The sequence below is a fragment of the Paenarthrobacter sp. NPDC090517 genome, assembly GCF_044769165.1.
Classification (GTDB): domain Bacteria; phylum Actinomycetota; class Actinomycetes; order Actinomycetales; family Micrococcaceae; genus Arthrobacter.
Genome location: NZ_JBIVXN010000006.1, coordinates 18,275 through 42,131, shown reverse-complemented (window position 1 = coordinate 42,131; position 23,857 = coordinate 18,275). Strand labels below are relative to the sequence as shown.

At 62.2% G+C, this 23,857-nt stretch carries 21 protein-coding genes; 14 read left to right on the top strand and 7 right to left on the bottom strand.

What is annotated here, in order from left to right; all coding sequences use genetic code 11:
* Window positions 1-27: 27 nt before the first annotated feature.
* Window positions 28-1,332: an MFS transporter gene (locus ACIQTW_RS17335; RefSeq protein ID WP_402939393.1), complete on the top strand. Its 1,305-nt coding sequence runs from the start codon at window positions 28-30 to the stop codon at window positions 1,330-1,332.
* Between the two features lie 89 nt (window positions 1,333-1,421).
* On the opposite strand, the gene ACIQTW_RS17330 is transcribed toward ACIQTW_RS17335, so the two are convergent.
* Window positions 1,422-1,820 (bottom strand): DUF1844 domain-containing protein, encoded by a 399-nt coding sequence (locus tag ACIQTW_RS17330; RefSeq protein ID WP_402939391.1) that lies wholly within the window; start codon window positions 1,818-1,820, stop codon window positions 1,422-1,424.
* A 393-nt stretch (window positions 1,821-2,213) separates the two neighbouring features.
* Here ACIQTW_RS17330 and infC point away from each other — a divergent pair, with 393 nt between their 5' ends.
* The 5 genes from infC (at window position 2,214) to ACIQTW_RS17305 (ending at window position 6,313) form a co-directional block, all read left to right on the top strand.
* Window positions 2,214-3,248 carry a translation initiation factor IF-3 gene (gene infC, locus ACIQTW_RS17325; protein WP_402939388.1) on the top strand — a complete coding sequence of 345 codons (1,035 nt, stop codon included), beginning with the start codon at window positions 2,214-2,216 and terminating at the stop codon, window positions 3,246-3,248.
* Window positions 3,249-3,365: 117 nt separating this feature from the next.
* Window positions 3,366-3,560, top strand: a complete 195-nt coding sequence (rpmI, locus tag ACIQTW_RS17320) for a 50S ribosomal protein L35 (protein ID WP_011774324.1) — start codon at window positions 3,366-3,368, stop codon at window positions 3,558-3,560.
* 119 nt (window positions 3,561-3,679) lie between these two features.
* The gene (gene rplT, locus ACIQTW_RS17315; RefSeq protein WP_011774325.1) at window positions 3,680-4,348 is read left to right on the top strand and encodes a 50S ribosomal protein L20; all 669 of its coding nucleotides are present in this window, start codon (window positions 3,680-3,682) and stop codon (window positions 4,346-4,348) included.
* 26 nt (window positions 4,349-4,374) lie between these two features.
* Entirely contained in the window at window positions 4,375-5,286 is a 912-nt protein-coding gene (locus ACIQTW_RS17310; RefSeq protein WP_402939384.1) for a TrmH family RNA methyltransferase, read from the top strand.
* A gap of 100 nt (window positions 5,287-5,386) precedes the next feature.
* Window positions 5,387-6,313 carry a cation diffusion facilitator family transporter gene (locus ACIQTW_RS17305; protein ID WP_402939381.1) on the top strand — a complete coding sequence of 309 codons (927 nt, stop codon included), beginning with the start codon at window positions 5,387-5,389 and terminating at the stop codon, window positions 6,311-6,313.
* Between the two features lie 126 nt (window positions 6,314-6,439).
* Here ACIQTW_RS17305 and ACIQTW_RS17300 read toward each other — a convergent pair whose 3' ends face one another.
* Entirely contained in the window at window positions 6,440-7,648 is a 1,209-nt protein-coding gene (locus tag ACIQTW_RS17300; protein ID WP_402939378.1) for an MFS transporter, read from the bottom strand.
* A 135-nt stretch (window positions 7,649-7,783) separates the two neighbouring features.
* On the opposite strand from ACIQTW_RS17300, the gene ACIQTW_RS17295 reads away from it, so the two are divergent.
* Complete coding sequence (locus ACIQTW_RS17295) at window positions 7,784-8,218, top strand: (deoxy)nucleoside triphosphate pyrophosphohydrolase (protein WP_402939375.1); 435 nt, start codon at window positions 7,784-7,786, stop codon at window positions 8,216-8,218.
* Window positions 8,219-8,274: 56 nt separating this feature from the next.
* Here the strand turns inward: ACIQTW_RS17295 and ACIQTW_RS17290 are convergent, their stop codons facing one another.
* A complete protein-coding gene (locus tag ACIQTW_RS17290; RefSeq protein WP_402939372.1) occupies window positions 8,275-9,366 on the bottom strand; it encodes an Rv2578c family radical SAM protein in 1,092 nt (363 codons plus the stop codon).
* Window positions 9,367-9,457: 91 nt separating this feature from the next.
* Here ACIQTW_RS17290 and pcp point away from each other — a divergent pair, with 91 nt between their 5' ends.
* Window positions 9,458-10,099: a pyroglutamyl-peptidase I gene (pcp, locus tag ACIQTW_RS17285; RefSeq protein WP_402939369.1), complete on the top strand. Its 642-nt coding sequence runs from the start codon at window positions 9,458-9,460 to the stop codon at window positions 10,097-10,099.
* On the opposite strand, the gene ACIQTW_RS17280 is transcribed toward pcp, so the two are convergent.
* Both ACIQTW_RS17280 and ACIQTW_RS17275 read right to left on the bottom strand, forming a co-directional pair.
* Entirely contained in the window at window positions 10,096-10,725 is a 630-nt protein-coding gene (locus tag ACIQTW_RS17280) for an SIMPL domain-containing protein (RefSeq protein WP_402939366.1), read from the bottom strand. The genes pcp and ACIQTW_RS17280 overlap by 4 nt on opposite strands.
* A gap of 2 nt (window positions 10,726-10,727) precedes the next feature.
* Window positions 10,728-11,171 (bottom strand): hypothetical protein, encoded by a 444-nt coding sequence (locus ACIQTW_RS17275; protein ID WP_402939363.1) that lies wholly within the window; start codon window positions 11,169-11,171, stop codon window positions 10,728-10,730.
* Between the two features lie 100 nt (window positions 11,172-11,271).
* Here ACIQTW_RS17275 and ACIQTW_RS17270 point away from each other — a divergent pair, with 100 nt between their 5' ends.
* The 6 genes from ACIQTW_RS17270 (at window position 11,272) to ACIQTW_RS17245 (ending at window position 18,501) form a co-directional block, all read left to right on the top strand.
* Window positions 11,272-12,204, top strand: a complete 933-nt coding sequence (locus ACIQTW_RS17270; protein WP_402939360.1) for an LppM family (lipo)protein — start codon at window positions 11,272-11,274, stop codon at window positions 12,202-12,204.
* Window positions 12,205-12,388: 184 nt separating this feature from the next.
* Window positions 12,389-13,450 carry a phenylalanine--tRNA ligase subunit alpha gene (pheS, locus tag ACIQTW_RS17265; protein WP_402939357.1) on the top strand — a complete coding sequence of 354 codons (1,062 nt, stop codon included), beginning with the start codon at window positions 12,389-12,391 and terminating at the stop codon, window positions 13,448-13,450.
* A 2-nt stretch (window positions 13,451-13,452) separates the two neighbouring features.
* Entirely contained in the window at window positions 13,453-15,996 is a 2,544-nt protein-coding gene (gene pheT, locus ACIQTW_RS17260) for a phenylalanine--tRNA ligase subunit beta (protein ID WP_402939354.1), read from the top strand.
* 184 nt (window positions 15,997-16,180) lie between these two features.
* A complete protein-coding gene (locus tag ACIQTW_RS17255; protein WP_402939351.1) occupies window positions 16,181-17,044 on the top strand; it encodes a trypsin-like serine peptidase in 864 nt (287 codons plus the stop codon).
* A gap of 137 nt (window positions 17,045-17,181) precedes the next feature.
* Complete coding sequence (locus tag ACIQTW_RS17250; protein WP_402939348.1) at window positions 17,182-17,835, top strand: hypothetical protein; 654 nt, start codon at window positions 17,182-17,184, stop codon at window positions 17,833-17,835.
* Between the two features lie 27 nt (window positions 17,836-17,862).
* Window positions 17,863-18,501 (top strand): 4'-phosphopantetheinyl transferase family protein, encoded by a 639-nt coding sequence (locus ACIQTW_RS17245; RefSeq protein ID WP_402939346.1) that lies wholly within the window; start codon window positions 17,863-17,865, stop codon window positions 18,499-18,501.
* On the opposite strand, the gene ACIQTW_RS17240 is transcribed toward ACIQTW_RS17245, so the two are convergent.
* Both ACIQTW_RS17240 and ACIQTW_RS17235 read right to left on the bottom strand, forming a co-directional pair.
* Window positions 18,498-19,841: a M1 family metallopeptidase gene (locus ACIQTW_RS17240; protein ID WP_402939343.1), complete on the bottom strand. Its 1,344-nt coding sequence runs from the start codon at window positions 19,839-19,841 to the stop codon at window positions 18,498-18,500. The genes ACIQTW_RS17245 and ACIQTW_RS17240 overlap by 4 nt on opposite strands.
* Window positions 19,842-19,853: 12 nt before the next feature.
* Window positions 19,854-23,765, bottom strand: coding sequence for a Pls/PosA family non-ribosomal peptide synthetase (locus tag ACIQTW_RS17235; RefSeq protein ID WP_402939839.1), 3,912 nt, complete (start codon window positions 23,763-23,765; stop codon window positions 19,854-19,856).
* Window positions 23,766-23,857 lie beyond the last annotated feature (92 nt).

Sequence of the window (23,857 nt, the reverse complement as noted above, 5' to 3'; positions counted from 1 at the left end):
GCCCTGGGGAACAAGAGGATTTAGCCAGTGAACTTCGCTCTCTACAAAGAGATGCTGTCCATCCGCCCTGTCCGGCGTCTGCTGGTTGTGGGCATGATTGCGCGCATTCCACACTCGGCGGCGGGCGTGCTCCTCACTCTGCACATCGTGCTGACGCTGGGCCAGGGCTACGCAGCCGCCGGCGCGGCAGCCGCTGTCATGACCATCGGCATTGCGCTGGGTGCCCCCTGGCGTGGTCGCCGGGTGGATATGGTGGGGCTGAGGAAGGCCCTGATCCCGTCGGTGGTGTCCGAAACCGTCATCTGGTCGATAGTCCCGCACGTTTCCTACGAATGGCTGCTGCCATTGGTGTTTGTCGGTGGTCTTTTCACGCTGCCCATTTTCAGTGTTGTCCGCCAGTCGCTGGGCGTCATGGTGGATGGCGAGCAGCGGCGATCGGCCTTTGCCCTTGATTCCATCGCCACCGAGCTGGTTTTCATGATCGGCCCGGCTGTCGGCGCCATTGTCGCAACCAGTGGCTTCTCGGCGATCGGACTGACGGCAGTAGGAATTTCGGTCTCCGTTGCCGGGCTGTTCCTCATGTGGTTCAACCCGCCAACACGCAGCGAAGTGCTTTGCACCCCGCAGGAGACCGCAGACAGGGCGGCGGCAGATCTCGCTGCTGCGGAGGCTGCCATGGTGGCCTCCGCGCCTGCCCACGTTCAGGAGGCGGCCTCTGAAATGGCGTCGGCAACCTCGCGCACATCAGCCCTCCGGAGCCGCGTCGCCAGGAACTTCACCTGGTTCACGGTTTCCGTTGCGGCGCTCTTTGCCGTAGCCGCGGGATCGGGCATGGTGCTTAGCGGTTCCGATGTCAGCATCGTCGGACTATTGGAACGTGGTGGCCATGAGAATGAAATCGGCATCGTGTTCTTCTTCTGGTGCGCAGCGTCCGTGGTCGGTGGACTCATCTACGGGTCGATGAAGCGGACCATTTCGCCGATGCTCTTGCTCCTGGGCATGGCCGCTCTCACCATTCCGATGGGCTTTGCCCAGGACACCTGGACCCTCGCATTACTGTCGCTTCTTCCCGGCCTGTTATGCGCCCCCGTCTTGTCGGCCTCGTCTGAGATGGTGGCCGATCTGGTGGACGAGGAGCGCCGGGGTGAAGCGATGGGCTGGTATGGCTCGGCGCTGACTGCAGGCGTTGCGTTGGGTGCACCTCTGGCCGGGGTCTTCATCGACACCGTGGGACCATCGGGTGGCTTTGCCGCCGTCGGCATCGCTGGCGTCGCTCTCTGCGCTACCGGGCTCATCCTCACGTCCTTGCGCCGGAGGGCCGCCCGCGTGTGAAACCCTGAACCCTCAAACCAAACAAGCGACGACGGCGGGCCGACCACATGTGGTCGACCCGCCGTCGTTGACTATCACGGAAGTTGGGGCTAGTTCACGGGTCCGGTGAACTTTTCGCCCGGACCCTTGCCCGGGGCGTCGGGAATAAGGGAAGCTTCGCGGAACGCCAGCTGCAGGGAGCGAAGGCCATCGCGCAACGGGCCGGCGTGCTGTGAACCGATTTCCGGGGCCGCTGCTGACACCAGGCCGGCAAGGGCTGTGATCAGCTTGCGGGCTTCGTCCAAGTCCTTAAGGTCCTCGGCGTTGGGGTCATCCGCCAGGCCGACCTTGACGGCTGCCGCGCTCATGAGGTGAACGGCGCCGGTAGTTATAACCTCAACGGCCGGAACTTCTGCGATGTCGCGGATCTGCCGGGACACCCCGGCATCAACGGCGGGGGCGGCGTCTTCGCCATAGGAGTTGCGGGAATTGCTGTCTTCAGTGCTCATACTGGTAAGCTTGTCACAGACCGACTGGAAGTCGTTATTCACAGTCAACATCTGCAGTTCTTGCTCCCGCCTTCCGCAATGTGCGCTTGGCGGGTTGTTTCTGTAGAATTGACTTTCAGTTTGCAAGCGGAGTTCTCTCCCACCCGCGTCAGCCGCTCCCTTTGGGGACAGGATCCCTTTCGGGACAAGAGGTTGCCGGGTACCTGGTCGGACACTTTTGGAGGCATTGCTTCCGGAGGTGCGTACTTCCCGAAGGGGAGTGCAGCCGATCTTCGAGGCCTTCGATTGCACCAGCAATTGGGGGCCTTCTCTTTTTGCCGGTGACATCACCACAACCACAGGAGCTTTAACATTAGCGAGCCAAGAATCAATGAGCGTATCCGCGTCCCCGAGGTGCGGTTGGTCGGTCCTGCCGGCGAACAGGTAGGAATTGTCCGCATCGAGGACGCCCTGCGTCTTGCTGCCGAGTCCGATCTCGATCTCGTTGAAGTTGCCCCGCAGGCTAAGCCTCCTGTTTGCAAGTTGATGGACTTCGGCAAGTACAAATACGAAGCCGCCGTAAAGGCCCGCGAGGCCCGCAAGAACCAGACCAACACGGTTCTGAAGGAAATTCGCTTCCGCCTTAAAATCGACAAGCACGACTACGAAACCAAGCGCGGGCACGCACTTCGCTTCCTTGGTGCCGGCGATAAAGTCAAAGCCATGATCCAGTTCCGTGGCCGTGAGCAGCAGCGTCCAGAAATGGGCATCCGCCTGCTGCAGCGTTTCGCTGAAGACGTTGCCGAGGTTGGCATCATCGAGTCCAGCCCGCGCATCGATGGCCGCAACATGGTCATGGTGATCGGACCGCTGAAGAACAAAGCCGAAGCCAAGGCCGAAGCCCGTCGCGCTACGCAGCGTGCTGAAGCCAAGGCGCAGAATGAGGCCAAGGCATCGGGACGCGTTGACACCACGGGCGAGCAGGCTCCGCTGACGCAGAGCCTCGCTGACCTTCTCCCCGAGGGCTTCAAGGTCACCGAAGAGGAGACCAATCAGGAAACTGTCGAGGCCCCCGAGGCCCAGGCAGCGGTTGCTGAAGAAGCTCCGGTTGTTGAAGAAGCTCCGGTTGTTGAGGAAACTCCGGTTGTTGAAGAAGCTCCGGTTGTTGAAGAAGCTCCTGCTCCGGTTGTTGAAAAAGCACCCGTGGTCGAGGCTCCTGTAGCCAAGGCAGCTCCGGCCAAGGCGGCGCCCGCACCGGCGAAGGCTGCACCGGCCGCCAAGGCTGCACCGGCAGAAGCGGCTCCGAAGCCAGCTGTCCCGGCGGCCGCCCCGAAGCCTGCAGTTCCTTCGGCTCCGAAGCCCGTCGCCAAGCCGGCAGCTCCGAAGCCCGCAGCTCGGCCCGCGGCCCCCAAGGCTGCGCCGAAGCCTGCATCACGCAAGACCAACTAGTTCAACGCCACGGAGGCCCCGCCTCCATCGGCAAGCAACCAGCACCCCGGCCCTCGTAGGCCGGGTGCGCGAAAGAATCGCGGACTCGTCCGTGGATACGTAAGGAGATCGGTTCCCATGCCGAAGATGAAGACCCACAGCGGTGCTAAGAAGCGCTTCAAGCTGACCGGTACCGGCAAGCTGAAGCGTCAGCAGGCCAACCGCCGTCACTACCTTGAGCACAAGTCCTCCAGGCTGACCCGTCGCCTCGCCGGCGACAAGCTCGTCTTCAAGGGCGACGCCAAGGTCATCAAGAAGATGCTCGGCGTCTAAGTTCCAAGTTCTTTGGTTACTGCCATCCGGCAGGGACCGACTACACCAAAAGCCTTCTCAGGCCGGCCGGGTTTCCGGCAGTAGCAGCTTGGGATAAAGATTTCTGAAGGAGTACGCACGTGGCACGTGTGAAGCGGGCGGTAAACGCCCACAAGAAGCGCCGGGTTGTCCTCGAACGCGCAAAGGGTTACCGCGGACAGCGTTCGCGCCTGTACCGTAAGGCCAAAGAGCAGCTGCTGCACTCGTTTGTGTACAGCTACGGCGACCGCCGCAAGAAGAAGGGTGACTTCCGTCGCCTCTGGATCCAGCGCATCAATGCTGCATCCCGCGCCAACGGCCTCACTTACAACCGCTTGATCCAGGGCCTCAAGGCCGCTGAGGTCGAGGTTGACCGCCGTATGCTGGCCGAGCTGGCCGTCTCCGACGCCAACGCCTTCGCCGCTCTGGTGAACATTGCCAAGGCTGCACTTCCGGCTGACACCTCCGCACCGGCCGCTGCTGCTGCTCCCAAGGCTGCCAAGGTTGCTCCGGCTGCTGCCACCGCAACGGCTGTCAAGGCTGTCGTTTCCGAGAAGCCGGCCATCGACGGCGCAGTTGCTGCTGACGGCGACGAGGCACCGGAGGGCTACGCCATCAAGGGCAACGCCGAGTCCAAGAAGTACCACGTTCCGGGTTCCACCTGGTACAACACCACTGCTGCTGAGTACTGGTTCTCCACCGTTGAGGCTGCAAAGGCTGCCGGCTTTGAGCCTGCAGGTGGCGAAGCCCGCCAGCAGATCAAGAACTAGTCGCAACTGCCACTAAAGTTCTATATATGAACGAAACCGGGCGCCCGCAAGACTTTCCGATGACCAACCCCCGAGCTGATCGGGTGAGGGACGTCGCCAAGCTTGCCGGGCGCCCGGCGCGTTTAAAACGCGGACGCTTCTTGGCTGAGGGTCCGCAAGCGGTGCGTGAGGCCTTGTCCCTGCACCGTGAGCGCACTGCGGCCGGAGGTCCCGCCGTCGTGCATGAAGTTTTTGCCAGCGAGGCGTGTCTTGAGCGCCTCCCTGAGCTTGCCGACCTGGCGCAGGAAACGCAGCTCCGGCTTGCAAGTGACGAAGTCCTTGCCGCCATGGCGGATACCGTCAATCCGCAGGGGATCGTGGCCGTGTGTAGTTTTGTGGATGTCAGCCTGGAGTCAGTGCTCGACGCCGGTCCACGCCTGCTTGCTGTCATGTGCCAGGTGCGCGATCCCGGTAACGCCGGGACGGTTCTCCGCGCTGCGGATGCTGCCGGCGCTGACGCTGTTGTCCTTACTGGTTCGAGCGTGGATATCTACAACCCCAAGGCTGTCCGTTCGACGGCTGGCTCCCTATTCCACCTGCCGGTTGTACTGGGGGCTGATGTTGAGGACTTGGTGGCACTCTGCCGTGAGCGCGGCATCGGAGTTTTGGCCGCGGATGGATATGGAACCGTCAACTTGGACAAACTGCAGGACGAGAATGCGGCGCGGAGACTTGGAAACGAATCTGTAGCGTCGGACTATGCGCTTGAGTCACCTACGGCCTGGCTGTTCGGCAACGAAGCACAGGGTTTGTCGGAGGCGGAGCTTGCCCTGGCTGATCATCGTGTGGCGGTGCCGGTTTACGGGGCGGCTGAAAGCTTGAACCTGGGTACGGCCGCCACGGTGTGCCTTTATGCCAGCGCGCGTTCCCAGCAGGGTGCCCGACTGGAGAATGTGTAAACAGCGCAACGCCGGGTACGGTATTGGATGCAAGATCAGACGATGACGACTCTTCCTGGCACATCCCATTCCTTCCCGAACCCAAAGAGGTGAAGCTTTCGTGGCTGCAGGTGGCGGTACCAAAGCGATCGTGGCGGCTCTGGCCGCAAACCTAACCATCGCCGTACTGAAGTTCATTGCATTCTTCCTGACGGCGTCATCGTCCATGCTGGCTGAAGCCATCCACTCCGTGGCGGACTCCGGAAACCAGATCCTGCTTCTTGTGGGAGGTAAACGGGCCAAGCGGGCCGCCAGCCCCGAGCATCCGTTCGGCTATGGCCGTGAGCGGTACATCTACGCGTTCATCGTCTCCATCGTGCTGTTCAGCGTGGGTGGCCTGTTTGCCCTGTACGAGGCCTGGGAGAAGTTCCAGCACCCACACGGTATCGAGGGGGCTTTCTGGTGGGTCCCGTTGGCCGTCCTGGTCGGTGCCATCATTGCTGAGTCGTTCTCGTTCCGCACGGCCATCGTTGAGTCGAACCACATCCGCGGCAAGCAATCATGGGTTAAGTTTGTCCGCAACGCCAAGCAGCCGGAACTGCCAGTGATCCTGCTGGAGGACTTTGGCGCTTTGCTTGGCCTGATTTTCGCGCTCTTCGGTGTGGGAATGACGCTGGTCACCGGTGACGGGGTCTGGGATGCACTCGGCACAGCAATGATTGGCCTCCTGCTGGTGGCCATCGCAGTGGTCCTTGCCCTGGAAACCAAGTCCCTGCTGCTGGGGGAGTCTGCCACCAAGGAAGATGTCCAGCGCATCACAGAGGCTTTGGAAGCTGACGGCACCCGCATCATCCACCTCAAGACCCTGCACCTGGGACCGGAAGAGCTGCTTGTAGCTGCGAAGATCTCCATGGAGGCCTCTGAGACGGGCGAAGAGATTGCGAAGGGGATCGACGCCGCCGAGCAGCGTATCCGTGCGGCAGTCCCCATTGCGCGGGTCATCTACCTCGAACCCGACATAGAACGCGTCCAGGCGCCGCAGGGTTAGCCGTTCCGCATACGTTCCTAGCGGATTAGCCGGTTCGATACGTGGTTAAAGAAGATGGGCTCCGCCATGGCGGAGCCCATCTTCGTTGTATGCGGTTTCCTGGCTATCCAGCGCTCTCTTGGCGGATCAGGAAGCCAGCGGCTTTTTCCGCTCCAGCAGGCCACTGACCAGGGCCACTCCGAGGCCCAGGATGGCAAGGACTGCGCCAACCAACGCGGGAGCCACATATCCCCAACCCCAGGCAATAACAGTGCCGCCCAGGAAGGCGCCTAGGGCGTTGGCGATGTTGAGGGCGGAGTGGTTCAGTGATGATGCCAGCGATGCAGCGCCCGGCGCAGCGTCGAGGAGACGGGTTTGCAGCGCGGGTGTGAGCATGGAACCCACGCCGCCCACCACGAACGCCATGATGAAGGCAGCCCAAGCCCAGTGCGCAGCAATGGCGTAGACCACCAGTGCTAAGGCGATTCCGGGCATTACCCAGTAGATGGTGCCCATTACGGACTTGTCGGCAAGGCGGCCACCGAGGATGTTTCCCACCACCATGCCCAGTCCGTAGAGTGCCACAACGGCGGGGATCAGGTTCTCCGGTACGCCTGCCACAGAGGTCATGGTGTGCGCAATGTAGGTGTAAACGGCGAAGAAGCCACCAAACCCAATGATGCCGATCAGGAGTGCCAGCCAAACTTGGAGCCGTTTGAGGGCTCCAAGTTCGCGACGGATGCTGGCCTCGGGGTGGGCTGCCTCGAAGGGGACGAACTTCCACACCATGGCGACGGTAAGCAATCCGATAGCCCCGACAATGACGAAGAGGAGCCGCCACCCGAAGGTCTGCCCAACCCACGTGGCCAAAGGAACACCGATGACGTTGGAAACCGTGAGTCCTGCCATCACCATGGAGATTGCCCAGCCTCGTTTGGTAGGGGCGACGAGTCCTGCTGCGATGACGGCTGCCACTCCGAAGAAAGCTCCGTGGGGAAGTCCGGAAGCAAAACGGGAGAGCAGCATGAAGCCGTAATCCGGTGCGATGAAGGACGTCAGGTTCGCCAAGGACAGGAACAGCATGAGACCCAACGCAAGGTGCTTCCTGGGCAGCTTTGCCCCGAATGCAGCGAAGACGGGAGCGCCGATAACGACGCCCAAGGCATAAGCCGAGATGAGGTTGCCGGCTTCGGGGGTGCTGATGCCCAGCCCTTCCTCGATCTCCTTCAGCAGGCCCATCATGGCGAATTCGGTGGTACCGATGGCGAACCCGCCCATGGCCAAGGCCAGGATGGCAAAACCAAGGTGTTTCCTTGCTGCTTTGGCGGTGGCGGGGGTGGACACGGTGGTAGTCATAAGCCTGCTTCTTGAGGGCGCCTTGTGGGCTGGGGGAACGTGGAGAAAATCCGATAACAAGTTTAGTCCGGCGCTCCGCGACTTGTTGTAGCTATGTGACGATGCCCATTCATCGGGCCCCAATAGACTGTTTCGGTGACTGCACTGATTAACGTCGTGGGCGCCGCCGTCGTCGACTCCTTGGAAGCCCCCACCCGCCTTCTGGTTGCGCGCCGCACTGCGCCGCCCCAGTTTGCGGGTATGTGGGAATTTCCGGGCGGCAAGGTGGAGGCCGGTGAGGCCGCGGAGGCTGCCCTGCACCGTGAACTCGCGGAAGAACTGGGCATTGAAGTTCAGCTCGGACCGGAGCTGGACTCGGGCAACATCGCTGGGTGGACGCTCAATGACCGCGCCTCAATGCGTGTGTGGTTCGCCGAACTGACGGCGGGAGAGCCGAGGCCGCTGGAGGATCACGACGAATTGCGTTGGGTGTCGCTGGCCGACCGTGACGAAGCTCTCAGCCTTCCGTGGATCCCGGCAGACCTTCCAATAGTCCGGGCGTTGCTTAGCCGGGTAGTCGCTCCCGCGTGAAAACCGTGCACTAGGATCGAAGGGATGGCCGCTTCCCGTAGCCGGTGGCCTTCAACCTAGAAAAGTGTCTGTTGCCCAGGAAGGGTAGCGGAGGCCTGCACCGTGGCGGCTGCCGAACCAGTGGCAGCGCGAGCATTCCGGTGGCTGAATCCGGATGTTCCAGTGAACCCGTACTTCGCCTTGAAGTAGGTGATCCTGCCGGTGAGCCACGCACGGTACTCCTTGGAAGCATAGGAGCCTTGTCCATAGAGTCGCCGGTACTTGCCCACCAACTCCGGGTGTTCGGTTGCCAGCCATTTCATGTACCACTCACGGGTTCCCGGCTTAAGGTACAGGGCGCCGGCGGTGACTCCTGTGGCGCCAGCTTTGGTCAGTTCCGCGAAGAGGGAATCGAGGGCTTCGTCCGAGTCCGTGAGCCAAGGCAGGATGGGCATGGCCATGACGCCGCACCCCAGGCCGGCCTCGCGGAGCCGGGCGATGAGCTTGAGCCGGGCCTTGGGTGAAGGAGTGCCGGGCTCAATGAGTTCCGCGAGGTCCTGGTTGGTCATGGCAAGCGAGATACCCAGGTCCACGGGGACTTGGGTGGCGGCGTGCTTGAGGAGGGGAATGTCCCTTGCCAGCAGCGTGCCCTTGGTCAAGATGGAGAAAGGCGTGCCGGAATCTACGAGGGCCCGGATGATTCCGGGCATGAGCATGTAGCGGCCCTCTGCTCGTTGATAGGGATCCGTGTTGGTGCCGAGGGCGACTTGGGGCCGTTCCCAAGAAGGCTTTGCCAGTTCCTTGCGGAGGACTTCAGCGGCATTGATCTTGACCACCACCTGCGAATCGAAGTCCCGCCCGGCGTCGAACTCCAAATACGTGTGGCTCTTGCGGGCGAAACAATACACGCAGGCATGGCTGCAGCCGCGATACGGGTTCACCGTCCACTCAAAGGGCATGTTGGAACCGGAAGGCACCTTGTTGAGCACTGACTTTGCGGTGACCTCATGGAAGGTGACTCCGGAGAATTCGGGTGTCGAGATGGAACGCACAAGCCCGGCAAGTGGCAACAAGGCGTCCAAGGCCGGGGCAGGGCCAGGAGCATCGACACCACTGGTTTCTGACGCCGGTCCACGTGTAGGTGAAAGTGCTTGTGCGTCCCATCTCATGGACTCCATTCGAATGTATGTTCGAACGAATGTCAAGGCCCGGAAGGCATGCTCCTGATAGGCGGGGCGGGAGCATTGCTAAGGTTGGGCCATGATTCTGCTGACTGGATTCGAACCCTTTGGCGAGGACGATGTGAATCCTTCCTGGCTTGCAGCGCGGCGGGCGGCAGAGTTGCTCGGCTCAGAAGGCATCGCCGTTGAAGCCGTGCAACTGCCGTGCGTCTTTGGTCAGTCGGGGACAGTCCTCACCGACGCCATAACCAGCCTGAACCCGGACGTAGTTCTCTGTGCCGGCCTGGCGGGAGGCCGTGGGCGCATCTCCTTGGAACGCGTCGCCATCAATTGCGATGACGCCCGGATGCCGGACAACAAGGGCCAGCGCCCTATCGATGAGGAAGTCATCCGTGGCGGGCCTGCAGCATACTTTTCAAGCCTGCCCATTAAGGCCGCGCTGAGAGCCCTCCAGGTCGCGGGAATCAAGGGAGAAGTCTCACAGTCTGCGGGGACCTACGTCTGCAACCACGTTTTTTATGCCTTGATGCATAGCATCGCATCGAAGCCGGATATTCGTGGAGGGTTCGTCCATGTTCCCTATTTGCCGGAACAGTTGCCGGAAGGCAGCCCAACTCCGTCCATGCCTTTGGAATCGATGGCGGAGGGTCTTGCCGTCATTGTCCGGACGACGCTGCGCACACAGGCGGACGTGAAAATGTCAGCCGGAGCCATCCGCTAAACCAGTTCCCATTCCACCTTGATGCTGGCCGAGACGGAGGACTCTCCAGCTTCCACCGGCATCGCGTCCGCAGTGAAGGATGCCCTCGCCATTCCACCCAGGGGTATGGGTCCGCCGTGCAGGGGCTCCTGGGATATGGACACCACCTGCCCGAGCCGCGCAGATGCCAGCGAAGCGTATTGTTCGGCCCGGGCCTCAGCGTCCTGCCACGCAGCCTCCTGAGCCTGGGCTGTGACCGAGGAGGCATCCGCAAATCCTTGTTCGATCCCGTTGATCCGGATGTCGTCTCCGCCAACTGCAACAGCAGCGGCGATAGCAGCGGGAGCATCCGCCTGGGAACGGATTCCCACCTGCAGGGTAGTGGACGCCACGTACGCAGTAACCTTCTGCCCTTGCCCTTCCACCCAGACCAGATCGGCGCGAAGATTCAATCCGCTGGTTCGAAGGTCTACGTCGGAAACACCTGCTGCGCGCAAACTGGCTGCGACAGCGCTGGTCGCTTTGCCGGCGTCGTCATAGGCCTTCGCGGCGGTGTCCCGACGCGTCTCAACGCCAAGCGTCAACGTCACCAGATCGGGGACGGCCTTTGCGCTCGCGGTCCCGGTAACAGTTATGGTTCGGTTCATGCTCAGGCCTCGATTCCCTTGCCCGCAGGACCGTCCTGCCGGTGGTGGTTGCCAATGTAGCCGCCGGCCACGAGGCCGGCTTGCCGTTCGAAGAAATTCCGCGACGCCGGGTTCCCGCTGCGAAGCATGGACCAGCCGGCGGCGACGCCGTAGGCGGCAAGGAAAGGAAGCCCCATGCAGTACGCGTACTGAGTGCTGTGCCGCTCCTCATGCCCCAAGAGAACTGTGTTGGTTCCGGCCACACCATGCGGCGCCCGGTACAGGACTACGTTCCCCACCGTAAACGCGCCTGCGTGGGGGAGCTTCCAGGTGTACCCGGCAGCGATCAGAAGTCCCCGCGGGCCGTGGGAAACGGTGGAACGGGACGTGGCTGCTACCGCCAGCCCCAACGGGGTGGACAGGTTCAGGACGTTTGCGATCTGCCGCAAGCGCTGCGCCGGAGTCATGATGCCATGCTAGCGCCGTAGTGTATGGCGCGGCGTTAGTGGCGATACGCTGTTTGAGCACCCGCAGGTGGCAAAAACAAAAAATTGGGGGACGAGGGAAATGAACACGAAACGCGCCTTGGGCGTAGTCGGTGTACTGGTCGCACTCATGCTGGCATTGACGGGTTGCGTCAAGCTCAACATGTCCGTGAAGGTCAACAACGAAAAGAGCGTGGACTACGAGGTTGTCTATGCCATCCAAAAATCCGTGCTGGGCGAAAAGTCCTTCGACGAATTCATGGAGTCGAACGGTAGCGGAAGCCAGCAGATGGACATCCCCGACGGCGCCGCCGTGGTGGACTACGAGGACGAGAAGTACAAAGGCAAACGAATCACGGCCGCCAACCTCGACCCTGCAAAGCTCGCTGACTCGTCCAGCTCCGAGAACCCTTTCGAACTGAAGAAGGAAGGGGACTTCTACGTCATCTCCATGGGGGGAGTGACCGGTGCTGAGAGCGGGGACGCATCTTCGTCGGCCATGGCAAAGTCAATGTTCGACGAAGCCTCCGTCAAGTTCACGTTCCCGGGCAAGGTGGTGGAAGCCACCGGCGCAACCGTCGATGGCAATACGGCCACCTTCGACATGCTCTCCGTCAATGAGTCCGTTGTCCAAGCCAAGGCGGAGTCAAATGCAGGAATCCCGATGTGGATCATCTGGGTCCTTGTCGCAGTTCTGGTCATTGCCGCCGCGCTCATTCTGCTGTTCGTGCTGTTGCGCAAGAGGGCAGCCAGGCCGGCGCCGGCCCTCGCAGGTGCTACTCCTTATGGCCAGACGGGTTATGCGCCTCAGCAAGGGCAGGCAGGTTACGCTCCTCAACAGCAACCGGCTTACAACCCGCAGCAACCGTACGCACCGCAGCAGCCACCCTACGCACCGCAGCCACCAGTACAGCAGCCCCCGGTACAGCAGCCCCCGGTTCAGCAGCCGGGGCAGGCGCGCGACGACGGTCAGTTGCCACCGCTGCCCCCGGCACCGCCCGCTACCGGCGCCTAGACACCAATGGCGTCCGCCGCCGTCGAGACTTTCACATAGCGGGACGCATACCAGTGGGTTAAATCGCGCCTGTGAGGTTCAACTAGACTGAAGGGTAGTGCCTGCCGTCCGCGGCGAGCGCTACCCTTTCGTTTTGCAGGTCCGCCTTGCCGGGCCGCTCCCTACTCGTAGCTAAGAACAGTAGATGACTGACACTTTGCCAGGCGCTGCCATCCCGAATCCGCTGGATGAAGCCGCCATCACCGCCGCCGTCGAGGACGCCATTGCCGCTATTTCGGCTGCTTCCTCCCTCGAAGAACTCAAGGCTGTCCGCCTCGCCCACACCGGTGAGAAGTCGCCGCTGAGCCTGGCCAACCGTGAAATCGGTGGCCTTGCCAAGGAGCACAAGGCTGCCGCCGGCAAGCTCATGGGTTCCTCCCGTGGCCGGGTCAACAAGGCGCTCGCATCCCGGACCGAAATTCTCGAGGCTGAGAATGACGCCCGCATCCTGGTGGAAGAAACCGTTGATGTTACGGCCGCTCCGCGTCGCCGTCGCGCCGGTGCCCGCCACCCCCTGTCCACTTTGCAGGACCGCGTCTCGGACATCTTTGTTGGCATGGGCTGGGAAATTGCCGAAGGCCCCGAGGTGGAGTCCGAGTGGTTCAACTTCGACGCTTTGAACTTCAAGCCGGACCACCCGGCCCGTGAAATGCAGGACACGTTCTTCGTGGAGCCGCCCGAAGCCCACCTGCTCATGCGGACGCACACGTCCCCGGTTCAGGTCCGTTCCATGTTGGAACGCGAAGTGCCCATCTATGTGCTGTGCCCCGGCAAGGTCTTCCGCACGGATGAACTGGACGCTACGCACACCCCTGTCTTCCACCAGTTCGAGGGACTGGCGATCGACAAGGACCTGAGCATGGCGGACCTTCGTGGCACGTTGGAGCACTTCGCCCGCCAGATGTTCGGCGACGAAGCTTCCATTCGCCTGCGCCCCAACTACTTCCCGTTCACGGAGCCTTCCGCGGAGCTGGACATCTGGCACCCGGGTGCCAAGGGTGGTCCCCGCTGGATTGAGTGGGGCGGCTGCGGCATGGTCAACCCCAACGTCCTCCGGGCAGCCGGTATCGATCCGGACATCTATTCAGGTTTTGCTTTCGGCATGGGCATTGAGCGCACGCTCATGTTCCGCAACGAGGTTGGCGACATGCGCGACATGATCGAAGGCGACGTACGTTTCAGCGAGCACTTCGGGATGGAGATCTAACAGTGCGTATCCCACTTTCCTGGCTGCGCGAATTCGCGCAGGTTCCGGCCGATGCAACGGCCGAAGACGTCATGGCTGACTTGGTCAAGGTTGGCTTTGAAGAAGAAGAAGTCCACCGTCCCACGGATGAACTGACGGGTCCGGTTGTAGTTGGTCAGGTCTTGAGCCTGGTCAAGGAACCGCAGACCAACGGCAAGACCATCAACTGGTGCCAGGTCCGGGTTGTTCCCGAGGGACAGGAGCAGACGCTCACCGGCAAGGGCATTGATCCTTCCGGCGTGCAGGGCATCATCTGCGGTGCCCACAACTTTGTTGAGGGCGACAAAGTAGTTGTCACGCTGCCCGGTGCTGTTCTGCCAGGTAATTTCCAGATCTCAGCACGGAAGACCTACGGACACCTGTCCGCGGGCATGATCGCTTCCGTCCGTGAGCTCGGCATCGGCGATGACCACGACGGCATCCTGGTGCTCTCACGCATCGGCCTGGACCCGGAAATCGGCACCGACGCGATGGAACTTCTGGGTCTCTACGACCAGGCAGCGGAAATCAATGTCACACCGGACCGCGGTTACGCCTTCTCCATCCGTGGTGTGGCACGCGAATATGCCCACGCCACTGGAACCACCTTCGTGGACCCGGCTTCCAAGGTCACGGCTCCGGCCACGCTGCAGGGCGGCTACGGCGTCAAGCTCAACGACGACGCTCCCATTTACGGTAAGCCCGGCTGCGACCGCTTCGTGGCCCGCACAGTTCGTGGCGTGGACGCTTCCCGTCCCACCCCGCCGTGGATGTCCGCGCGACTTCGCTTGGCCGGCGTTCGCTCCATCTCGTTGCCGGTTGATATCTCCAACTACGTCATGCTTGAGCTCGGACAGCCGAACCACTGCTATGACCTCGACAAGCTCGCGGGCGACATCGTGGTACGTCGCGCAGTCGCGGGGGAGAAGATCACCACCCTGGACGACAAGGAGCGCACGCTCGACGTTGAGGACCTGCTGATCACCGATGACTCCGGCGCCATCGGCATTGCCGGTGTAATGGGCGGAGCCCACACCGAAGTTTCCGACTCCACCACGAACATCCTGGTGGAAGCGGCGCACTTCGATGAGGTGTCAATCGCGCGCTCCCGTCGCCGCCATAAGCTGCCGTCCGAAGCCTCCAAGCGCTTCGAGCGTGGCGTGGACTGGCATGTGGCCCACATTGCTGCCCAGCGCGTAGTGGATCTGTTGGTCGAGCTCGCCGGTGGCACGGCGGACGAGGCGGGGACCGACGTCGGAACCGCACCTGACGCCGTGGCTATCGACTTGCCTGCTGGGTTCGCTGCCGCCCGTATCGGCATTGACTTCACGGAAGAGCAGATCACCACGTCGCTTGAGGACCTTGGCGCTGCGGTGGAGAAGACATCTACTGGTTACCGGGTCACTGCTCCGAGCTGGCGCAACGACCTCGAAACCAAGGAAGACCTGTCCGAGGAAATCGCCCGGCTTGTTGGCTATGACAACATCCCTGCCACACTTCCGGTTGCGCCGCCGGGTCGTGGGCTCAGCCGAAGCCAGCAGCAGAAGCGCCGGGTTGTGCAGGCACTGGCGGATGCGGGGCTCACTGAAGTGTTGTCCTACCCGTTCGTCTCCAAGGCTGCCAATGACACTTTCGGTGTTCCCGCTGAAGGTGGCGCTCGGCCTGCCCTGAAACTGGCGAACCCCATCAGTGAGGAGCACGGATTCCTCCGTACGTCCATCCTGCCGGGACTGATCGAGGTTGCCCGCCGCAATCACTCGCGCGGCTTCCGCGATCTGGCCCTGTATGAAGTCGGTTCGGTCTTCCTCCCTGGCGACAAGCTGGGCACGGATTCCATTCCGCCGCTGGGCGTCAAGCCGGCCGACGAGGTGCTCGATGCACTGTACGACGGCGTCCCGCACCAGCCGTTGCACATCGCCGCTGTCATGACCGGCCATGATTCTCCCGCCGCTGCCACGCACACCCCGCGAGCCTGGGATTGGGCTGACGCTCTGGATGTGGCACGTCTCATGGCGGATGTCCTGGGTGTGGAACTGGTTGTTAGCCAGGGTAGCCATCAGGCGTTCCACCCGGGACGCGCGGCTCAGCTTTCGCTGCGCAGCGGCGACGTTGTGGGTTACGCCGGTGAACTTCACCCGAAGCTCCTCGCTGCGCACGATATGCCTGCGCGATCTGTAGCTGTTGAGGTCAACGTGGAAGCTTTGTTTGAGGCGGCCGCCGATGTGATCGTGGCCAAGCACATCTCCGGGTACCCCGTGGCGACACAGGATGTTGCCCTGGTTGTCCCGCAGGACGTTCCGGCAGACCAGGTACTGGCTGCCCTCCGCGAAGGAGCAGGTGTCCTTCTTGAGGATGTCTCGTTGTTCGACGTCTACGTTGGTCCCGGCATTGAGGACGGCAAGAAATCGCTGGCTTTCGGCCTGCGCTTCCGTGCAGACGACCGCACACTGACGGCTGACGAGGCTTCTGAAGCACGCGCAGCAGCTGTGGCCGTGGCGACTGAGCGCTTCGGAGCAGTCCAGCGCTGATCTTTGACGCATTGATGGAGATCCCCGGGACCTAAGGGTCCCGGGGGTTTTTATTTTAACGAGATTGCACTCCCAGCACCTTGACAGGATATTCATGCATGCATGACAGTTTTGTCATACACATGTGAAGCATGTGTATCACATCCCTCGCACGGTTCGCTGAGCCGTCCCTTGAAAGGTACCCATGAAGAAGCAGAACGTCGCTTTGCTTGTCGGGGCTGCAGTAATGGCTTTGACGTCCTCGCTTGGCGGAGCCGCAGTAGCGTCAGAGTCGACGCCACAAGTGGCAGCAGAGGTCCAGCCTGTGTCGCACACCGTCGACCAGTCGCAGGTTTCCGGTTCCGCCGCCTCGCCGTTGGCGGACAGGTACACCATTGCCGCGCCGTTCAAGGCCGGAGGGGCTTCCACGGACTCAGTCATCGGCGCCGATGGCCGGGTCAGGATCACCAACACCACGGCAGCCCCCAACCGCTCCATCGTGCAGATCGAGTTCAACGGTGGCTACATTTGTTCCGGAGCCCTGATCTCCGATGACACCGTGTTGACCGCGGGCCACTGTGTGCACGAGGGCGGCACAGGTTCTGAGGCTGACTACTCGTGGGGCGTCAAAGTTGCTCCAGGCCGCAACGGCTCAACCGACCCTTACGGCACCTGCGGGGCTACCAGGATCTACACCGACCAGCGTTGGATCGATTCTGCCAACACCAACGCTGACTGGGGCGTTATCAAGCTCGACTGCACCATCGGCAACACCACCGGCTGGTTCAACTACACCGGTACCACGGCCAGTTTGAACGGGACCAGCACCACGGTCCGCGGCTACCCGGGGGACAAAGCGTTTGGCACCATGTGGTCGATGACCGGCCCCATTGAGAGCACCACGACGGAAAAGGTCTACTACAAGATGGACACCTACGGCGGACAAAGCGGTGCCCCCGTCTACAACAGCTCCAACACGATCATGGCCATCCACACCAACGGTGGCAGCTCCAACTCGGGCACGCGCATCACACCCACGCTGGCGAATTACCTCACCTCCGTGAAGTAGCCCGGCTGGGTTAACCGCCTGGAGTGTTCCCCGCAGGGTCTGCGTGGCTGCGGGGAACACTGCTGTCCGGAGCCATATGCGATGAGCAGATAGAGTTTTGCTTGAGGCAAGCCGGCAACATCTGCGAGAGAACCTGAATGACAAGTCCTAGTCCACGTCCCTTCCCGGTCCCCGGGCCCGCGCATCCCCTCGAATACTGGCTCTCCCTGGAGTTGGCCCGGATCAGCCCGTCTGGAGCCCCTTCCCGCTTACGGCAATTAGCGGACGCCCAAGGGGCCCTTGCCGCAGCTTGGAGCAGCGCGATCAGCGGCGGCATCCTCATGGTCATTGCGGGTGTCTTCTTCTCGGCAATTACGGGCAACCCGGCCGTCATCCTGACTCTTGGTCCGGTGGGAGCAGCTCTGACAGCCTTGGGCTTATTCTCCTGGAATCGGGTGCGTGCTTCGCTGCCCGACACCAACCGCCTCCTCATCTCCCGAGGACCAGGTTCTGTTCGCAGCGCCCTTTGGACAGTGGCGCTGATGGCCGCAGTGCAGGGCGGGATCCTTGCCACGGTAATGCCCGGGGCCGTTGCCCGAGGCGGGACTACAGTCATCACCCTCACCGGTTGTTACGTCTTAATGGTGGCTCTTTTGGTGGTCTGCATCCTCATACCATCGGCAGTCCTAAGCCGTGCCCGTCAGTCCTTTCGGCAAAGGGTGGAAGAAAATCCCTTTTTCCGGAATGCGGTCGTGGAGGATCTGGCTACGTGGCGGGACCCGTATGGAAATGCAGGGTATGGTCCGCTCTAGAAGACGACACCTGGCTTGGAAGTCCTGATGGACAGCCCAATACTTGAGCTGCGAAAGCTCGACGACTTGCTCGTCCCGGACATCCGCCTCCAAGCCCTCGGTCGACCAGCCCTGGATCGTGCCGACAAATTCACCAACCCCGCAGACCGGGAAGAATTCATCGCCGGCCGGCTAGTCTTGTTGAACTTCGCAGCCACGCTCCTAGGGGTTGACTCCGCCCGCCTCGTGCCCGACTATCGCTGCCCGCAATGCGGCCCGGGACAGGACCACGGCCGTCCCGGCTTCATGCTCGACGGCGCGTCGGCACCTCTGGCGCTCAGCGCCGCCCGTGCGTCGGGCTGGGTGCTGCTGGCCGCCGTCGTGCATCCAGCGGAGGGCTTCAGGCTGGGGGTGGACCTTGAAGCGGTTGACGGGGTCGGCTTCGAAGGCTTTGACGACGTCGCTTTGAGCGGCAACGAAAAACGATTCCTCTACGCGTTGCCGGAAGGGGAACGAACCACGCAGCGCGCCCGTCTCTGGGCGCGCAAAGAAGCGTGGCTGAAGATGACCGGGGAAGGCTTGCGCCGTAACCCTGCGGAACTGGATGTCTTGGACATCAAGGGTCTACGCGACGTCACCCGCACGAAACTGCCTAACGGACTGGTTGCCGCCCTGGCCCTCGGTTAACGCGCTGAAGGCAGTGGCGGCAGGGAAGTTTCGTAGAGCCAAGGCCGAAGGATTCCCGCGGCATCGAATCCGTGAAGGAACGAATCCACAGCCTCAATGAACGTCTCGGTCGAAACCGACCCGTGACGGTTAGCGGCCGTCCAATGCTGGAGGAAAGCGAAGAATGCCTCATCGCCGGCTGCCATTCGCACTGCATGCACAGCAAGGGCGCCGCGCTTATAGACGCGATCATCAAACATCAACTCGGGGCCTGGATCGCCCACCAGCAGGTCCTGGGGACCGGCGTTGAGCCTTTTCCATGCAGCCGCGGCCCGCGCAGCAACAGTCATTGTCCGGGATTCCTCGGACCACAACCACTCTGCGTAGCAGGCAAACCCTTCATGCAGCCAGATGTCTTTCCAGCTGCTGACCGTCAGCGAGTTCCCAAACCACTGATGGGAAAGCTCGTGCGCGATCAGGCGCTGGGCATCCCAGGAGTCGTGCATATGGTTGCGGCCAAAGATGGAGACGGTCTGGGCTTCGAGGGGAATTTCAAGCTCATCCTCAGTGACCACGGACGTGTAGTCGGCGAAGGGGTAGGGGCCGAAGCAGTCCTCGAAGGTGCGCATCATGTCCGGCTGCCGGCGCAGGCCCTGAAGAGCGTCCACTGCCATTTCGGGTGTGACTGCCACGAACTGCGGGACCCTGTGGTGGGTGTCGTCCACGTGCAAGGGAACCTTGACGTAGCGCCCGATCTGCACAGTGGCGAGGTAGGTGGCCATGGGTTCGTCCTGATCGTAGACCCACGTTTCCCGGCTGGACTTGCGGGAGTGCGAGACAAAGCGCCCATTGCACACCGGCCGGTAATTGTCGTCTGTGGTCACGGAGATGCGGAACGTCGACTTGTATCGAGGATGATCATTGCAGGGGAACCAGGACGCCGCACCGTTGGGCTGGCCGGCCACCAATACGCCGTCGTTCAGTTCCTCCCACCCCACGTCGCCCCAAAGGCCGCGACGCGGCTGTGGATTTCCGTCGTAGCGGATCTCAAGGGAGAAGTGCTGGCCCGCCTTGAGGGGGGCTGCCGGAGTCAGGACAAGGTGTTCGGCCCTGTGGCTGAACTTCTGCAGCTTCTTGCCGTCCAGCTGAACCTTGCTTGCCCGCAGGCCTACCAGGTCAAGGACGATCTGCGTGGTCGGTTCCAACGCCGTGCATCGCAGGACCGCCCTGCCGATCAGCTTGTTGCTGCCCAGCCTGACATCGAGGTCCAGCTCGTACCTGTCCACGCGGTAGCTGCTGCTGCCGTGGTTCAAGGCATAGGGGTCGGCTTCGGTCAGGGGACTGGCGATTGGTGCGGTCATGATCCGTCCAATCTACTTGAGGCGCGGCGCTTGTGCAGACGGACCCACCCACGGGCTCACCGGATTGCCCATCCAATACGTCCCCGCCGGGACCGTTTCGCCACGCATGACCAACGACGCCGGCCCAACAGTACCGCCGTCGCCGATGCTCGCCGCGGGAAGGATGACGCCGTGCGGACCCATTGTGGCACCGTTGCCGAGCGTCACGGTGTCCAAGCTCATGACGCGGTCATGGAAGAGGTGCGTCTGGACCACGCAGCCACGGTTGACTGTGGAGTTCTCACCAAGGGTCACGAGGTCGGCTTCGGGGAGCCAGTAGCTTTCGCACCACGTTCCGCGCCCGATCCTGGCTCCCAGTCCGCGCAACCACCACACCAAGGCGGGTGTTCCGGCAGCCGACCGGGCAAACCACGGCGCACTGACCATTTCAATGAAGGTGTCCACAACCTCATTGCGCCAAATGAACGAGCTCCACAGCGGGTGTTCGCCCGAGCGGATGGTTCCCACCAGAACCCACTTGGCCACAATGGAACTGAGCGCCGCTACAGCTCCTGCTGCCAACATGACCACGCCGCCCAGGACTGCAGCAAGCCAGTAGCCCCATCCGCGTGCGATCCAGTCCAGCACAAGCATCACGCCCACGGCGATGGCCACCGTGAGGATAACCGGTATCAGGCGACACAGTTCCCATAGTGCCCTTGCAATCTTCAGTTTGAGGGCAGGGCTGAATGTGCGTGTTTGATCGGCGTCGACGGCGGTGCGGCGCAACCTAACCGGCGGACTGCCAAGCCATGACGTGCCGGATTTCGCCTTCGCAGGTGTGGCCGACAGAACCGCGACAAGGGAGTTCTTTGGCACGTTCCGTCCCGCGGCCGTCATCCCGGAGTTGCCAAGGAAAGAACGCTTCCCGATTTTGGCCGGCGCGATTTTCATCCACCCACCGCCAAGCTCGTAAGAAGCCACCATGGTGTCATCCGCCAGGAAAGCGCCGTCGCCAATGGTGGTCATTTTTGGAACCAGCAGCACTGTAGACGCCTCCACGTTCTTACCAACCTTGGCTCCGAGGAGTCGCAACCAGAGCGGCGTGAAGAGGCTTGCATAAACTGGGAAGAGCAGGTCTCGAGCCATGTCGAGAAGGCGCTCCGTCGCCCAGACTTGCCAGCCGATGCGGCTCCGCACCCGGTAATAGCCCTCTTTCAAGCCCAAACCGAGAAGCCTGGCAACTACCAGGATGAGAACCAGATTGCCGAAGAACCACACCAGGGCCGCAAGCGGAACGGCCAAGGCGATCTGTGGAAGTGCTGTTTCCAGCGAATCGTGGCCCTGGATGAAGTTCAGGACCACCAGTGCCCCCGCGAACGCAGAGATGTAGGGGATAAGGGCCAGCAGGGCCGATGCGCTGGCGAAGGCGGAGAACCAGAGCCGGTCGACGACGGGCCGTCGGCTGATTGCTGCCGGCCATTCGTGCTTGGCTTTGCCGCGACGTTCTGCGGGGGAGCCGGCCACGAGGTGCCCGGCTTTCACTTTGCCCAGCACAGCGGATCCGGCATCGACGTGGGCGCCTGCGCCGATGGTCGCTCCGGGCATGAGGGTGCTGCGTGCGCCCACAACGGCACCGGCTCCCACATGGATCTGGCCGATGTGGACTGAATCACCGTCCACCCACCAGCCTGATAGGTCCACTTCGGGCTCGATGTTTGCTCCGCTACCCAAGGACAGCAGGCCCGTGACAGGGGGCAAGGAGTGCAGGTGGACGTCCTTGCCGATCTTTGCACCCAGGGCACGCGCGTAGTAGGGGACGAACGGGGCGCTGGCAAGGCCGATGGCACCTGAGAGATCCTGAATTTGTTCTGCGAGCCACAGCCGCAGATGAGTTTTGCCGGACCTCGGGTATGTCCCGGGTTCCATCCTGCCGAGCAGCACCCTTGCCGCAACCACGGAGATCGCCATCCGGCCCAACGGGCTGACGAAGACCAGCCACGACGCTGCGATCCACCACCAGGAGACCGCAGGTGCCGCCGCGAATCCGGCGAAGTCTGCCAGGAGTTTGTTGGCGGCCATCAGGTAGGTCAGCCACCGCATTCCCACGAGAATGTGCAGCGGGACGCCCATGAGGACTTGGAAGATTTGTGACTTCAAGGCGGTAGGACGGACGGTGCGCTCAGCAGCGGGCCCCGGCGATCCGCCGTCGGGAATTGACTGCCTTGCAGTGTCAATAAGCGCCCCGACGCGCGGCGTCGCATAGATATCGGCGACGGTAATGGTGGGGTACCGAACGCGGAGGGCCGAAACGAGCTGGGCGGCGGCTAAGGACCCGCCGCCATAGGCGAAGAAATCGGCGTCAAGTGAATTGACGGGGCTTCCCAGAACGGACTCCCACTGCTCCACCACCCACCGGGCGTCATCGGGCAGATTCAGCGGGGCGTTGCCGGCCTCGGTGGCGCCGGCTCCAGCCAGCGGCCAGGGGAGTGCATGACGATCCACTTTGCCGCTGGTCTTGGTGGGGAGGGAATCCACGGTGGTCAGCAAGGGGATAAGGGCTGCCGGGAGGCTTTCGCCCAGCAGCGTGCGGGCCTGGTCCAGGTCCGGTTCGTAACCGTCAACGGGAGCCAGGTAACCTACCAGGATTTGGTTGCCGGCCGCGGTGGTCTGTACTGCAGCAGCCGCGCCGGCTATGCCGGGCAAGGACTGAAGCGCTGCATCTATTTCGCCCAGTTCGATCCGGCGTCCACCCAGCTTGACCTGTTCATCGGCCCTGCCCATGAAGATCAGGCCCTCTGCTTCGTATCGCACCAAGTCGCCCGAACGGTATGCGCGCTCCCATCCCAGCGTGGTCATGGGGGCATACTTCTCAGCGTCCTTGGCGGGATCGAGGTAGCGGGCCAGTCCTACGCCGCCGATGATCAACTCGCCGATTTCGCCTTCGCCCACCGGAACGCCTTGGGGATCGACGACGGCCAGGTCCCAACCGTCCAGCGGCAGGCCGATCCGTACGGGACCGGGTCCGCCCAGGGGCGCGGCGCAGGCAACGACGGTGGCCTCAGTGGGCCCGTAGGTGTTCCACACTTCGCGACCGTCCACCGCCAATCGCTCGGCCAATTCAGGCGGGCATGCTTCGCCGCCGAAGATGAGCAAACGGACGTTTTCCAACGCCTCGGCCGGCCACAGCGCGGCAAGGGTGGGCACGGTTGAAACTACGGTAATGCCGTGGTTGATGAGCCAGGGACCGAGGTCCATGCCGGTTCGAACAAGGGCCCGTGGTGCGGGTACCAGGCAGGCTCCGTGTCGCCATGCCAGCCACATCTCCTCGCAGGAAGCATCAAAGGCTACGGAAAGGCCGGCAAGTACCCGGTCCTGCGGGCCGATGGGCTCAGCTTGGAGGAAGATCCGGGCCTCAGCATCAACGAACGCTGCTGATGAACGGTGCTTCACTGCCACGCCCTTGGGAGTCCCGGTAGATCCGGAGGTAAAGATGATCCACGAGTCGTCATCCAATCCGGGCACGGTTGGCGTTGAGACAGCTTCCTTTGCCGGGCCCGAGAGCTGGATGTCCAGGCCCCCGGCAATGACTGCCCCCACCTTGGCTTCGCCGAAAACCAGACGGGCCCGCTCTTCGGGGTCGTCCGCATCCACGGGAACATAGGCAGCGCCAGCCATGAGAATTCCCAGTATGGCGATGTAGAGCTCATTGGTGCCGGACGGGATCCGGACGCCGATTTTGTCTCCTGGGCCAAGCCCCGCACTGTTCAACTCCGTGGCAAAAGCGCGAACGGCCTTGAGTAACTCGGTGTAGCTCAATGACTTGCGCCCATCATCCAAGGCCGACGCCTCAGGGAATGTTGAAGCGGTCTTTTCCAGGATGTCAACGAGAGTACGCTCGATCGGGGTCGTAGCGCTTCCCGGTAGCTGGGGACGGTGCGTCATCAGGGCAGGCGTACCGGCCCCAGCGGGATGTTCTGTGCTCACAACCTCAGCTTTCCTCAGAAAGATGAACAAAAGGTATCTGACGTTTCCCA

What these genes read in the sequence shown, in the direction of transcription:
- ACIQTW_RS17330 (WP_402939391.1), bottom strand. Translation starts at nt 1,820, where the DNA reads ATGAGCACTGAAGACAGCAATTCCCGCAACTCCTATGGCGAAGACGCC.
- rpmI (WP_011774324.1), top strand. Translation starts at nt 3,366, where the DNA reads ATGCCGAAGATGAAGACCCACAGCGGTGCTAAGAAGCGCTTCAAGCTG.
- ACIQTW_RS17310 (WP_402939384.1), top strand. Translation starts at nt 4,375, where the DNA reads ATGAACGAAACCGGGCGCCCGCAAGACTTTCCGATGACCAACCCCCGA.
- ACIQTW_RS17300 (WP_402939378.1), bottom strand. Translation starts at nt 7,648, where the DNA reads ATGACTACCACCGTGTCCACCCCCGCCACCGCCAAAGCAGCAAGGAAA.
- ACIQTW_RS17290 (WP_402939372.1), bottom strand. Translation starts at nt 9,366, where the DNA reads ATGAGATGGGACGCACAAGCACTTTCACCTACACGTGGACCGGCGTCA.
- pcp (WP_402939369.1), top strand. Translation starts at nt 9,458, where the DNA reads ATGATTCTGCTGACTGGATTCGAACCCTTTGGCGAGGACGATGTGAAT.
- ACIQTW_RS17280 (WP_402939366.1), bottom strand. Translation starts at nt 10,725, where the DNA reads ATGAACCGAACCATAACTGTTACCGGGACCGCGAGCGCAAAGGCCGTC.
- ACIQTW_RS17275 (WP_402939363.1), bottom strand. Translation starts at nt 11,171, where the DNA reads ATGACTCCGGCGCAGCGCTTGCGGCAGATCGCAAACGTCCTGAACCTG.
- ACIQTW_RS17270 (WP_402939360.1), top strand. Translation starts at nt 11,272, where the DNA reads ATGAACACGAAACGCGCCTTGGGCGTAGTCGGTGTACTGGTCGCACTC.
- pheS (WP_402939357.1), top strand. Translation starts at nt 12,389, where the DNA reads ATGACTGACACTTTGCCAGGCGCTGCCATCCCGAATCCGCTGGATGAA.
- ACIQTW_RS17255 (WP_402939351.1), top strand. Translation starts at nt 16,181, where the DNA reads ATGAAGAAGCAGAACGTCGCTTTGCTTGTCGGGGCTGCAGTAATGGCT.
- ACIQTW_RS17250 (WP_402939348.1), top strand. Translation starts at nt 17,182, where the DNA reads ATGACAAGTCCTAGTCCACGTCCCTTCCCGGTCCCCGGGCCCGCGCAT.
- ACIQTW_RS17245 (WP_402939346.1), top strand. Translation starts at nt 17,863, where the DNA reads ATGGACAGCCCAATACTTGAGCTGCGAAAGCTCGACGACTTGCTCGTC.
- ACIQTW_RS17240 (WP_402939343.1), bottom strand. Translation starts at nt 19,841, where the DNA reads ATGACCGCACCAATCGCCAGTCCCCTGACCGAAGCCGACCCCTATGCC.
- ACIQTW_RS17235 (WP_402939839.1), bottom strand. Translation starts at nt 23,765, where the DNA reads ATGACGCACCGTCCCCAGCTACCGGGAAGCGCTACGACCCCGATCGAG.